Below are 12,851 nucleotides of genomic sequence, written 5' to 3'. Positions count from 1 at the left end.
CTCGTCCTCCCGGGAGGCGCGGTGCACGCCGCCGAAGGTTGGTCGCCTCGATCGGCGTACACCTCCACCGACAGTGGTAATGGCACCTACTCGGTGCCGATCCTTCGCGCCGACGTGCCGGACATCAGCGTGGAGCGCGTCCCGGCCGCCAAGAACGACGAGGGCCGGGACATCTACTACATGATCAGCACGACGATGCACCTGAGTCCGGGTGCGCCGATCATGAAGTCCTACGACCTCGTCAACTGGGAGATCGTCAACTACGTGTTCGACCGGGCGAGCATCGGCGACTCCTTCTCGCTGCGGAACGGCCAGAACTCGTACGGGCAGGGCCAGTGGGCGTCGTCGCTGCGCTACCACGACGGCATGTTCTACGTCGCCTTCAACACGAACAACCTGAACGGTGCGTACATCTACCGGACCGACGACATCGACAACGGATCCTGGCAGCGCACCGCCCTCGGTCGCGGCCTGCACGACCCGTCGCTCTTCTTCGACACCGACGGTACGCCGTACATCTTCTACGGCTCCGGCGGAACGAGCGCTGTGCGACTCAACGCCGGACTGACGGCCATCGAGCAGGACTACCCGAACATCTTCACGGCGAGCAACTACGCCGGCCAGCCGTTCATCGGCGGACTGTTCGAGGGCGCCCAGTTCTACCACATCGACGGCTACTACTACGCCGTCATCATCACCTGGCCGTCCGGACAGGGCCGCCAGGTCGTCATGTTCCGTTCCCGGGAACTGCTCGGCCGGTACACCTCGGCGGGCGGTGTGAACACCTACGAGGCCCGCGGGGTGCTCAACTCCAACGGCTTCGCACAGGGCAGCCTCGTGCCGATCTCGACCGGGAACGGCGGAACCGCCTGGCACGGCATGTTCTTCCGCGACACCTTCCCGATCGGGCGCATCCCGGCGCTGATCCCCGCCACCTGGCAGGACGGCTGGCCGACCTTCGGCAACAACGGAGTCGTCCCGGTGGAGGGCGTGTTCGACAAGCCGATCACGCTCAGCCCCGAGGAGGAGGTGTTCGAGCGCCAGAAGGGCATCGTCGCCTCGGACGACTTCGCCAACGACGCACCACACAAGGCGTACCAGGACGAGCAGTGGACGGTCCCACAGCCGCCCGACATCGACGAGTCGCTGCTCGGCGTGGAGCTGCTGGAGAACCCCGGATTCGAGTCGGGGGCGGTCACGCCGTGGGCGGCGCAGTACGGCGCCACGCTCGGCACGGACCCGACCGATCCGGCCACCGGCTCGGCGGCGCTCAAGGTGAGCAACCGTACGCTCAACGGCTCCGGCCCGAACCAACTCCTCGACGGCAAGGTACAGCACGGCGTGACCTACACCGTTTCGGCGAAGGTCAGGTACACCTCGGGTCCGGCCACCGTGCGGTTCAACCTCACCGCGGACTGGGGCTCCGGCGTCCAGGTGATGACGTTCGGGACCGTACCGGCCGGGCAGTGGACGACGGTGACGGGCCAGTACACCGTTCCGGCGACAGCCAACCTGAGCAACTTCAAGTTCGCGGTGGAGACGCCGTGGGCCAACCCGCAGCCGCCGTCGTCCACGGTGGAGTACCTGATCGACGACGTCTCCATCGTCGGGCAGCCGGTCACGACCGAGCAGCCGAGCGAGGCGGAGATCGCCCCCAACGGTTCGCGGCTGGACCTGGCGTGGGAATGGAACCACGCCCCGGACAACCGGTACTGGTCGCTCACCGACCGGGACGGCTGGCTGCGCCTGACGACCGGCAAGGTGGTCACCGGAAACTACGTCTACACGAAGCTCTCCAACCGGGCCGAGCTGGCCTGGTTCGAAGAAGCCCGGAACACGCTCTCGCAACGCACGTTCGGGCCGCGGCAGTCGGTGGAGACCAGGATGGACATCTCCGCCATGAAGAACGGCGACGTCGCCGGACTCGCCGCCTACAACCGCGGATTCTCGTACGTGGCGGTCAAGCGCGCCGGCGGCGTGAACACGCTCGGCGTGGTCAACCGTGGCCAGCCGTTCGCGGTCGATCTCGACCAGGCGACGCTCGAGAACTTCGTGCCGGGTTCCACCGTGTCGCTGGGCGGCGCGACCGAGGTGCACGTGAAGGCGGACCTGGACTTCGCCTCGCCGACCGGACAGCTCTGGACGACGTTCCACTACAGCCTGAACGGGCTGACCTGGACCCAGCTCGGCAGCCGGGTCGGTCCGCAGACCCTGGACGGCAGCCTCGCCCACTTCATGGGACACCGGGTCGGGCTGTTCAACTACGCGACGCAGGAGACCGGTGGTCGGGTCGACTTCGACCACTTCCTGCTCAGCGACACCCTGACCGCGCAGGGCCGGCCGCTCGACCCGGGCCACCTCGACGCGGCCATCGGGTACGCGGCCACGCTCGACGCGTCCGACTACCCGAGCGACGCCTGGGCGACGATGCAGGACACGCTCGCCGCCGCGCGGGCCGCCCGGGCGGGTGAGTTCGGCACCCAGAACCAGATCGACGCGCCGGAGCGGGCCCTGAGCTACCAACTGGCCCGGCTCGGTGTGGTCAGGATCGACCGACCCGAGTTGCCGGTCACGGTGACCGCGCAGGCGCGGTGCCTGGCCGGAAAGGCGTACGTCGCGGTGCAGGCGCGCAACGATCACGACGCGGCGGTGGACATCATCCTGCAGTCCCCGTACGGCGAGCGGTCGGTCGCGGCCGTCGCGCCGGGGGCGAGTGCCTACCAGTCGTTCGGCACCCGGGTGGCGTCGATCGAGGCCGGATCGGCGACGGTCCGGGTGACCGGACGTGTCGACGGCACCGAGGTGACCACCGTCCGCACGGTGCAGTACTCCGGCGCCAACTGCGCCGGATGACCCCTTCCCCGTTTCCGTTCGAGTAGCCCGACGCGTTCGCAGAGCCGGTACCGCAACCGGCTCCGGGACGTCCATCGACCCCCGGTTCAAGTCGGAATCAAGGAGGACATCTAGTGGAACAGCGCTGGCGAAGGGTGACCCGGCGACGGGTCACCGCGATCGCGGCGGTCGGTGCCCTGTTGGTCACGGGCACGCTCGCCCCGGTGGGCCCCGCCCAGGCCGCCGACCAGAACCTCATCCTGAACGGTGGCTTCGAGGAGGGCGTCACCAACTGGTTCGGCAACAACGGAAACGCGACCGACAACGTGACGCTGTCGCTCACGGCGGACGCGTACTCCGGCTCGAACGCCGTCCTCGTCACCAACCGGGCGACGACCGGATCCGGTCCGATGCAGGACCTCTCCGGCAAGGTGCAGGCCGGGCAGACCTATGCCCTCACCGCCCGCCTCAAGTACGAGAACCCGAACTCGCCGGCCACGAAGGAGTTCTTCGCCACGATGCACTACGGCGGGGGCACCTACACCAACCTCGTCAGCGCGGTGGCGACGAGGGGCCAGTGGGCGCAGTTCAACGGCACGTTCACGATCCCGGCGGGGCAGAGCGTGTCGACGGCGCGGCTGTTCTTCGAGACGCCGTGGACGAGCACGCCGGGGTCGGACCCGAATCTTCACCTGATGGACTTCAAGCTCGACGACGTGTCGGTCGTCGGCGCCGCACCGCCTCCGACGCCGTCGAAGACCGTCGAGGTCGTCGGCAAGCTGCCCGGGGAGCACAACCCGCTGATCGGGCACAAGTTCGGCGCCGACGGGTTCGGCTTCGTGCACGACGGCCGGGTGTACATGTACATGACCAACGACACCCAGGGCTACGCGCCCGACCCGGTCACCGGGATCTCGCCGGGAATCAACTACGGCAACATCAACCAGATCACGGTGATCTCCTCCGAGGACCTGGTGAACTGGACGGACCACGGCGAGATCCAGGTCGCGGGCCCGAACGGCATCGCGCCGTTCACCAGCAACTCGTGGGCGCCCGGCATGACCAAGAAGGTGGTGAACGGACAGGAGAAGTTCTTCCTCTACTACGCCAACGGTGGTGGCTCGAGCAACGTGGTGACGGGTCAGTCGCCGCTCGGTCCGTGGGCCAGCGAGCGCACGAGCACCCTGATCAACGGAAGCACCCCCGGTGCCGAGGCCGTCGCGTGGAAGTTCGACCCGGCTCCGCTGGTGGATGAGGACGGCGAGTCGTACCTCTACTTCGGCGGCGGTCCCGCGTCGACGAGCATGCCGGCGGCCGAGCGCTTCAACAACCCGAAGAACATCCGGGTGATCGAGCTCGGCGACGACATGGTCTCGACCGAGGGCACGGCCGCGGTGGTCGACGCTCCGGTCGCGTTCGAGGCGGCCCAGGTGTTCAAGCGCGAGGGCAGGTACTACCTCTCGTACTCCTCACACTTCGGCGGCAACGACTTCGGCGGCAACCAGACCCCGCTGCCCGGCTACCCCGGCGGTGGCCAGATCGGCTACATGATCTCCGACGACCCGATGTCGTGGCCTAAGGAGGCCTACGCGGGCGTGCTGTTCCCGAACCAGTCGCAGTTCTTCGGCGCCGGCACCGGGGGCAACAACCACCAGTCGGTGTTCGAGTTCGGGGGCAAGTACTACTTCACCTACCACGGCCCGACGCTGAACAAGCGCATCAACGGGAACACCACCCAGGGGTACCGCAGCCCGCACATCCAGGAGCTGGCGTTCAACCCCGACGGCACGATCCAGCAGGTCGTCGGCACCTACGCGGGCGTCAACCAGGTCCGGGACTTCGACCCGTTCCGGGTGTTCGAGGCGGAGACGTTCGGTTGGAGCAAGGGCATCGCGACCACGAAGGTCGACGGCGGGTCCGCCCAGTTCGGCACCGCGGCTCCGAACCTCGTGGTACGCGACATCGACGACGGCGACTGGACGGCGCTGTCGGCGGTGGACTTCGGCGCCGACGGTGCCCAGAGCGTGACGACGAAGGTGCGTGCGCTGGCGGCGGGCGCGCAGATCGAGGTGCGGCTGGACGACCTCGCGGGTCCGGTGGTCGGCACGATCCCGGTCGGCACGCCGACCGGCGAATGGGCCGAGGTGACCGCCGAACTCGAGGGCGTCAGCGGCGTACACGACGTCTACTTCACCTACGACGGCCCGGCCGGAGTCGACCTCTTCGAGCTCGACTCCTGGGCCTTCGCGGCGGCAGGCGTCCAGCCCGAGTTGCCGGTCACGGTGACCGCGCAGGCGCGGTGCCTGGCCGGAAAGGCGTACGTCGCGGTGCAGGCGCGCAACGATCACGACGCGGCGGTGGACATCACCCTGCAGTCCCCGTACGGCGAGCGGTCGGTCGCGGCCGTCGCGCCGAGGGCGAGTGCCTACCAGTCGTTCGGCACCCGGGTGGCGTCGGTCGAGGCCGGATCGGCGACGGTCCGGGTGACCGGACGTGTCGACGGCACCGAGGTGACCACCGTCCGCACGGTGCAGTACTCCGGCGCCAACTGCGCCGGATGACCCCGACCCAACCACGGAGAACAACGGAGCATCACATGAACATACGTAGACGCCGACAGTTGCTCGCCGCCTGTGCGGCGACTGCCGCCCTGGTCGGCACGACCGTACTGCCGTCGCCCGCCGTCGCCGAGCCCGGTGACGACGCCGACGTCCAGGTGACTGTCGACATCGACGAGATCACGGAACCGGGTGTGCTCGCGCTGTCGATCGCGGGCGACGCCGTCGCGCTGTCCGAGAACGGATCGACCCTGCTGGTCCGCCAGTTCGTCGGCACCCTGCCGACCGTGACGGTCACCGACACCCGGACCGCGCAGGAGGTGCCGGACGGCGCGGCCTGGGCCGTGCTGGGCAGCGCGACCGACTTCGTCGGCAACGCCGGCCAGGCACCGATCACGGCCGACCACCTCGGTTGGAAGCCGCGCCTCCTCGACGGCGGCGAAACCGGCCTGGTGACCGAGGGTGAAGAGGTCGTGACCGTACTCGACGAGGAGACCCAGCCCGGCAACAACGTCGGTCTGGTCGACCAGGAGTTGCTGGTCTCGACGTTCGACTCCGAGGCCGTCGCGGGCGACTCCTACTCCGTCAACGCCGACCTGAACCTGCGTACCCCGGCGGACGTCGCCGCCGGCGAGTACGAGTCGACGCTTACCCTCTCTCTGTTCGAGTAGCGGCTCGGCGGGGCCCCGCCGGGGGCCCCGCCAGCCCCGTCTGAAGGGCCCCGTCATGACCGTCACCCCGCTGCGTCGGACGCTCACCGTGTTCGCCACCGTGGTCCTGGCCGTGCCGGTCGCGCCGGTCATGGCCGCGGCGGAACCGGAGGCCCCGACCGTCACCTGGACGGTCCAGCCGGCCAACCCGAGCGGACCGGACGGCCGCCGGTGGATGGAACTCACCCTCGAACCGGGTCAGGTCGTGACCGAGCACCTGGCCGTACGCAACCTCGGCAACTCGGGCGTGGTCTTCGCACTGAAGGCGGCCGACGGTTATCTCACCGACAAGGGCCGGTTCAACATGCTCCCCTCCGGCCAGGCGTCGGTGGACGGTGGCACCTGGATCGTCGTGCAGGAGAAGGTGACCGTCGGGCCCAACGAGACGAAGGTGGTGCCGTTCACGATCACCGTGCCGGCCGGCGCCACGCCGGGGGACCATCCGGCCGGCATAGCGGCGACGATCATCAGCACCGGAGGCACGGTCAACGTCGAGAGCCGGGTCGGGTTCCGCGTTCTGATGCGGGCCAGCGGCACGGTCCGGTCGAGCCTGGCCGTCGACGACCTCGCCGTCGAGTACGCACCGTCGTGGAATCCGTTCTCCGGTGGAACGATCCGGGTCCGGTACACCGTGGTGAACGGCGGCAACGTCCGGGCGACCGGCACGGGCCGGCTGGCGGTCTCCGAACTGTTCGGCCTGGCCGGCAACGACGCCACCGTACAGGTCGAGGAACTGCTTCCGGGGGGTAGCCGGACGTTCGAGTCCCGCGTCGGCGGTGTCTGGGCGCTGGGGCGGCTGCGGACGACCGTCGCCCTGACCCCGACACCCCTGGGCGGGAACCAGGCCGGCGCCCAGATCCGGCCGACCCGGGGCACCGTGACGACCTGGGCGTTGCCCTGGGCACAGCTTGCGCTGCTGGTCCTTCTCGGCGTACTCGTCCTCGGGCTCCGGACGGTCGTCCGGCGACGCCGACGGCGCCTGGCACGGCTGTTGGCGCAGGTCCGCGAGGAGGGCCGTGCGGAGGGTCGGGGATCCGTACCGGCGAGCGGCGGTCCATCCGCTTCCCGTTGACCTGGTACAGAGTGTTCTGGAGGGAATCCCACGGTTCTTGATAAGGCGTCCAGTCGCCATTCCTGACCTCGCTACGTAATCTCCGGGTGTCACCGACCCGGTCCGCTGATCAGGTTGGTCAACCTCCCGCACTCGCCACGACGAACAGTCGGGCGATCGCAAATAGTCAATCGCCGGCACGCGCTTGCCGCATCGGCAGAATGACGCACGGTCAGCGTCTCCGAACGTGCCCGACCGGCCACCGGGTGACGCCTGACCTCAGCGTTCGTCGTGTCGGCCCGGGTCCGAATGAAGTTCCGCAGTCAATTCATGAATCGGGTGGAGGTGGTCTTCGATGCACCTTGACCTGGTTACGGCCAGTTCGAGGGCTGTCGTACACTGTTGCAGATCTGGCGCTTTCTGCCCGGGCAACGACGGCCAGCGTCGACGTTGCGCGAGAGGATCGAAGTACTCGGGCCGCTCCCGTCGTCGTTGACGGCTGCGGCAATGGCGGCAGGCGGGGAGTGGAGGCGGGGGAGCGGGATGGTCTTGCGGGCTGCTGGGATGAAAGACGTGGCCCGGCTGGCCGGAGTGTCCCAGATGACGGTCTCCCGGGTGCTCAACGAACATCCGAACGTCCGCGCCCAGACCCGTCTGCGGGTGCAGGCGGCAATTGCCCAACTCGGCTACCACCCCAACGGAGCCGCTCGGGCACTGGTCACCGGTCGGTCGCAGGTGATCGGCGTGGTCGCGCAGAACACCACCCTCTACGGTCCCGCCTCGTTGCTCGCGGCACTGGAGCAGACAGCGGCCGAGGCGGGCTTCGCCGTCAGCGTGGGCAGCGTTCGTGACCTCGACCGGCAGTCCATTTCGGCAGCGGTCGAGCGGCACCTGGCGCACCGGGTCGCCGGCATCGTCGTGATCGCACCGGTCGAGTCGGCCGGCGAGGCCCTTGAACACCTCCCCAAGGAAGTTCCGCTGGTCACCGTCGATGGCGACCCGCGCCGGCCGGTGTCGCTGGTGACCGTCGACCAGACAGCCGGCGCCCGGGAGGCCACCCGGTACCTGCTCGACGCGGGACACCGTACGGTCTGGCATGTGTCGGGACCCTCGGACTGGTTCGACAGCGCCGGCCGGATCGATGGCTGGCGGGAGGCGCTGCGGACGGCGGGCGCGGAGATTCCACCGTTGTTGCCGGCGGACTGGTCCGCGGCGTCCGGATACCGGTGCGGCCAGATGTTGGCTCGGATGCCCGAGGTCACCGCGATCTTCACAGCCAACGACCATCTCGCGCTCGGGGTGCTGCGCGCCCTGCACGAGTACGGCCGCCGGGTGCCCCACGAGATCAGCGTGGTCGGCTTTGACGACGTGCCGGAGGCCGCGTACTTCATTCCACCGCTGACCACGGTCCGGCCGGACTTCGACGCGGTGGCCACGGCAAGTCTCGAACTGCTGCTGACCCAGATCGAGTCGGGGAGCGGGCGGGCGCTGCGGCGCACCATAGCGCCGACTCTGGTCGTCCGGGACAGCGTTGCCGCACCACCTGGCTGATCCGATTCGTCGCCGCTGGTGGCGGCCGACTCCGCGCCGAAGGGTGACTCGTAGTGGTGTCCTCCACCCAACCCGCCCACGCCTACCGGAATCCCGTGCTGCCCGGCTTCCACCCCGATCCCAGCGTCTGCCGGGTCGGCGAGGACTACTACCTGGTCTGTTCGAGCTTCGAGTACTTCCCGGGCGTACCCATCTTCCACAGCCGTGACCTGGTGAACTGGCGGCAGATCGGCAACGTGCTCGACCGTCCCGGCCAACTGGATCTCCCCGCGGACACCGACGCCTCCCGTGGCATCTACGCACCGACCATCCGCCACCACGACGGCCGGTTCTGGATGGTCACCACCAACGTCAGCCTCGGACGGCACCTGATCGTCACCGCCACCGATCCGGCCGGGCCCTGGTCGGAGCCGGTGTACCTCGACCTACCCCACGTCGACCCCTCGCTGGCCTGGGACGACAACGGGGACTGCTGGATGACCGTCTCGGGGGTGGAGTCCTATCGGATCGATCCGGAGACCGGCACCGTCCTCGAGGGTCCGGTGCCGATGTGGTCCGGCACCGGCGGGCAGTACCCCGAAGCGCCGCACCTCTACCGGATCGGCGAATGGTGGTACCTGCTGGTCTCCGAGGGCGGCACGCACACCGGGCACGCGGTCTCCATCGCCCGGGCCCGCACCCCGCGTGGCCCGTTCGAACCCGGCCCGGCCAATCCGTTCCTCACCCACCGAGGAACCAATCGGCCGATTCAGGCCGCCGGCCATGCCGACCTGGTCCAGGCCGTGGACGGCAGCTGGTGGATGATCCTGCTCGGAATCCGGGCCCGGGGCCAGTGGCCGCCGTACCACGTGCTCGGCCGCGAGACGTTCGTGGTGCCGGTGCGGTGGGTGGACGGGTGGCCGGTCGTCGACCCGGTCGAGGAGGTCACCGTCGCCCCCGCCGGTAGTGCGCCGGCGATGGCGGCAGCACCCGGTTCGGGTGCTCGACGCGACGACTTCGACGGCGTCCGGCTGGCGCCGTACTGGATCTCGCCGCGCAGCCGACCGGAGAACAGCTGGTCGCTGACCGAGCGATCCGGTTGGCTCACCCTGCGCGCGAGCGGAGCGACCCTCGACCGGGCCGGCGCCACGGTCCTCGGGCGGCGCCAGCAGCACCACGACTGCCGGGCCAGCGTCCGCGTCGACCCCGGTACCGGGCGCGCCGGCCTGACCCTCCGCGTCGACGAGGCACACCACTACGACCTCGAGGTATCCGGCGGCACGACGCGCGTCGTGGGCCGGGTCGGGCCGTTCCGCCAGGTGTTCGGCGAACATCGGGTGGCCGCCGGCGCGGTCACCCTGACGGTCGCGACCAGAACCCACGATGTGCTCCCACCGACCGTGACCTCCAGCGGCCAGGTGTCGACGCCCGGGGCTCCCCTCGGGGTACGTCCCGCCGGCTCCGACACCGTCGTCTTCGAAGTCGAGACCGACGACGGTCCGGTCGTCCTCGCCGAACTCGACGGACGGTACCTGTCCACCGAGGTCGCCGCCGGATTCACCGGTCGGGTGATCGGCATGTACGTCACCGAGGGCAGCGCCGCCTTCGACTGGTTCGACTACCGACCCGCCGCTGTCCCGGAGGACTGACCTCGACACCGTGGAGCGCCGGCGGGGCGCACCATTCGCGGCGGCGACCTGTGGTGGGCCCTCGCCGCGTGTGGTGCCTCCCGCGGCGTCAGCGGGCTCGGGGCGGTGCGGCACTGCCGCGAACCACGAGCACCGTGTCCATCTCGTACCTGTGCTGCGTCAGGGACTTCCCGTCGGCGAGCGCCAGCACGAGCCGGGCGGCGGTGGCGCCCATCTCCGCGAACGGTTGACGCACCGTGGTCAGGGCCGGCGCGAGCCATGCAGCCTGGTCGATGTCGTCGAAGCCGACCACGCTGAGGTCGTCGGGAATGCGCAGGCCGGTCTGCCTCGCCGCCTCGTAGACGCCGATGGCCTGTAGATCGTCGCCGCAGACGAGGGCCGTGGGAGGCTCCGGAAGAGTCAGCAGTTCCCGACCGAGGTCCCGGCCGTCCTCGAACGTGAACACCCCACGGCGGAGGAGGCTCTCGTCGAACGGGATGCCGGCGTGGTCCAGGGCGGCCCGAAAACCGTCCAACCGGGCCCGTGAGCTCAGATCCTTGGCGGGTCCGGTGAGTACGCCGATCCGTCGGTGTCCGAGGTCGAGCAGATACCGGGCCGCCGCTACCGCACCGCTCCAGTTGTTCGTTCCGACGGCGGCCGTCGGAAACAGGTCACCGACCGGATCGATGGCCACCAGCGGGACGCCACTGGCCGCGAGCAGTTCGCAGTGTTGGGCGGTGAGCCCGGACAGGGCGGCGATGACGCCTCTGGGCTGCCGCAGCAGCAGCGGTTCCACCCAGGGCAGTCCCGCCGAGACCTGCCGGTGCACGTCGGTGAAGCCGACGGTGCAGTCGCGGGTACCCGCGACCGCCTCGACGCCGCGCATGATCTCGATCGCGATGGATCCCAGCATCTGATGGAACACCACCTCCAGACCCTGGGACGTTCTGGTCGGAAGTGGCCGGCGGTAGCCGTGGTCGCGCAGCAGCGCCTCCACGCGTTGGCGGGTCTGCTCTCCCACGCCGCCCCGGCCGTTGAGCACCTTGGACACGGTCGGGGGCGATACGCCGGCGAGTTCGGCGATCGTCGCAATCGGCAGATCTCCACGGCGGCGGGTGCGACGGCGTTGTGTCCGGCCATCCTCGATCACCCACGGAGTCTACGGCGACCGCGAACACCGGGGCTGCTGTTGGTGGCGGATCGCCCCTGGATCGGCTCGGTCGGTGCCTGAGCCGGTCGGGCGGGTGGGCGTGGACGACCTGTCCACACCCACCCGCCCGACCAGGAGCTGACGAGCCCGGGAAGGACCCTCAGGGGGTGAGCACGACCGTGGAGATGCTGCGCGCGCCGACGTTGACGGTGACCTGTCCGCCGTTCACGCCGGTCGGCTGGCTGGCCGCGTTGGCGTTCTGCGAGGTGAGGTAGTGCTCCGCCCTGGTGACGTTCTGGGGAGCCTGGATCACGGCATTGTTGACCGCGCTGTTCGACCGGTTCAGGATCACCAGCGTGATCTTCCCGTCGCCCTGGTAGGCGGTCACCTCCAGCGGCGAGGCCTTGGAGCTCTTCGCCAGGGCGACCCGCTGGTAGCCGGGACGGACGTACTTGGCGTACTGCGAGAAGGCGTACCCGCGCTTGAGTGGAGCTCCGGCGGTGGTGCCGTAGGCCGACTCACCGTCGCCGATGAAGGAGTAGTAGCGCTTGCCGTACCACCAGATGTAGGCGTTCCAGTTGGACTCCATCGACTTGTGCACCGTACGCATGATGTCGTCGAGCGTCTCGTTCCAGACCGTCTGGTTACCGGGGTTCCCCCAGATGTTGGAACCGCTGCCGTCGGCCTCGTGGAGGTTCCACTCGGTCATCCACACCGGCTTGTTGTACTGCTCGGCCAGGGAGTACGGCCGCAGCCGGCCCGAGTCCTCGGTGCCGTACAGGTGGCCGCCGATGTAGCCGATATTGTTCCGGGCGCTCGCGTCGTTGAGGGTCGGATCGGTGTAGCCGTAGTTCAGGTTCACCGCCTCGGCGACCATCAGCTTGGTGTTCTGCACCTTCGCACCGTGGTCACGGACGAAGTTCCGCAGCTCGGTGCCGCTCCAGTCCATCGAGTCGTAGTCCGGGTGCCAGTCCGGCTCGTTCTGTACCGAGGTGACGTCGATCGTCACGCCCTGGCCACGCATGTACTGGACGTAGCTGTTCAAATGGTTCGCGTAGTCGTCGTAGTAGTCGGTCTTCAGCTTGCCGCCGTTGACCCGGCTGTTGTTCGTCTTCCACGCCGCCGGCGCCGTCCACGGCGACGCGATGATCTTCACTCCCGGCCCGGCGGACTTCGCCGTCTTCAGGGCGTTCACCTGAGTCGACCACTCGCTGGAGACCGGCGAGATGCCGGTACGCACGATCGACAGACCCAACTGGTTCGTGCCCAGCCCCACCAGCGTCTGCGTCTCGGCCGTCGACCAGGCGCTGCCCCAGATGGACACCGCGGCCCCGAATCCGTCGATCGTCTGGTATCTGGTGGCACCGTTCACCGTGATGTCCGGCGTCGCGG

General features: G+C 69.1%; 8 protein-coding genes. 6 read left to right on the top strand and 2 right to left on the bottom strand.

All coding sequences use genetic code 11. The annotated features are described in order from the left end of the window. Positions 1-21 precede the first annotated feature (21 nt). The 6 genes from I0C86_RS33230 to I0C86_RS45230 all read left to right on the top strand — a co-directional run bounded on the left by I0C86_RS33230 (position 22) and on the right by I0C86_RS45230 (position 10,330). A complete protein-coding gene (locus I0C86_RS33230) occupies positions 22-2,853 on the top strand; it encodes a family 43 glycosylhydrolase (RefSeq protein ID WP_196205263.1) in 2,832 nt (943 codons plus the stop codon). 113 nt (positions 2,854-2,966) lie between these two features. Beyond that, positions 2,967-5,393, top strand: a complete 2,427-nt coding sequence (locus I0C86_RS33225; RefSeq protein WP_196205262.1) for a family 43 glycosylhydrolase — start codon at positions 2,967-2,969, stop codon at positions 5,391-5,393. A gap of 35 nt (positions 5,394-5,428) precedes the next feature. Next, positions 5,429-6,061 carry a twin-arginine translocation signal domain-containing protein gene (locus tag I0C86_RS33220; protein ID WP_196205261.1) on the top strand — a complete coding sequence of 211 codons (633 nt, stop codon included), beginning with the start codon at positions 5,429-5,431 and terminating at the stop codon, positions 6,059-6,061. A 55-nt stretch (positions 6,062-6,116) separates the two neighbouring features. Beyond that, positions 6,117-7,172, top strand: coding sequence for a COG1470 family protein (locus I0C86_RS33215; RefSeq protein ID WP_196205260.1), 1,056 nt, complete (start codon positions 6,117-6,119; stop codon positions 7,170-7,172). A gap of 543 nt (positions 7,173-7,715) precedes the next feature. Next, complete coding sequence (locus tag I0C86_RS33210) at positions 7,716-8,702, top strand: LacI family DNA-binding transcriptional regulator (protein ID WP_196205259.1); 987 nt, start codon at positions 7,716-7,718, stop codon at positions 8,700-8,702. A gap of 56 nt (positions 8,703-8,758) precedes the next feature. Next, positions 8,759-10,330, top strand: coding sequence for a glycoside hydrolase family 43 protein (locus I0C86_RS45230; RefSeq protein WP_196205258.1), 1,572 nt, complete (start codon positions 8,759-8,761; stop codon positions 10,328-10,330). An 88-nt stretch (positions 10,331-10,418) separates the two neighbouring features. On the opposite strand, the gene I0C86_RS33200 is transcribed toward I0C86_RS45230, so the two are convergent. Then, positions 10,419-11,459: a LacI family DNA-binding transcriptional regulator gene (locus I0C86_RS33200; RefSeq protein WP_196205257.1), complete on the bottom strand. Its 1,041-nt coding sequence runs from the start codon at positions 11,457-11,459 to the stop codon at positions 10,419-10,421. A 160-nt stretch (positions 11,460-11,619) separates the two neighbouring features. Continuing rightward, a partial coding sequence (locus I0C86_RS33195) for a glycoside hydrolase (RefSeq protein WP_230395199.1) occupies positions 11,620-12,851 on the bottom strand: 1,232 nt, incomplete at its 5' end.

The organism is Plantactinospora alkalitolerans, from assembly GCF_015690345.1.
GTDB classification, from domain to species: domain Bacteria; phylum Actinomycetota; class Actinomycetes; order Mycobacteriales; family Micromonosporaceae; genus Plantactinospora; species Plantactinospora alkalitolerans.
The sequence above is the reverse complement of the archived record's forward strand: the minus strand, read 5'-3'. Positions and strand labels throughout refer to the sequence as shown.

Excerpts from the sequence above, each read along its gene's own strand:
- I0C86_RS33215 (WP_196205260.1), top strand. The coding sequence starts at position 6,117 with ATGACCGTCACCCCGCTGCGTCGGACGCTCACCGTGTTCGCCACCGTG.
- I0C86_RS33210 (WP_196205259.1), top strand. The coding sequence starts at position 7,716 with ATGAAAGACGTGGCCCGGCTGGCCGGAGTGTCCCAGATGACGGTCTCC.
- I0C86_RS33220 (WP_196205261.1), top strand. The coding sequence starts at position 5,429 with ATGAACATACGTAGACGCCGACAGTTGCTCGCCGCCTGTGCGGCGACT.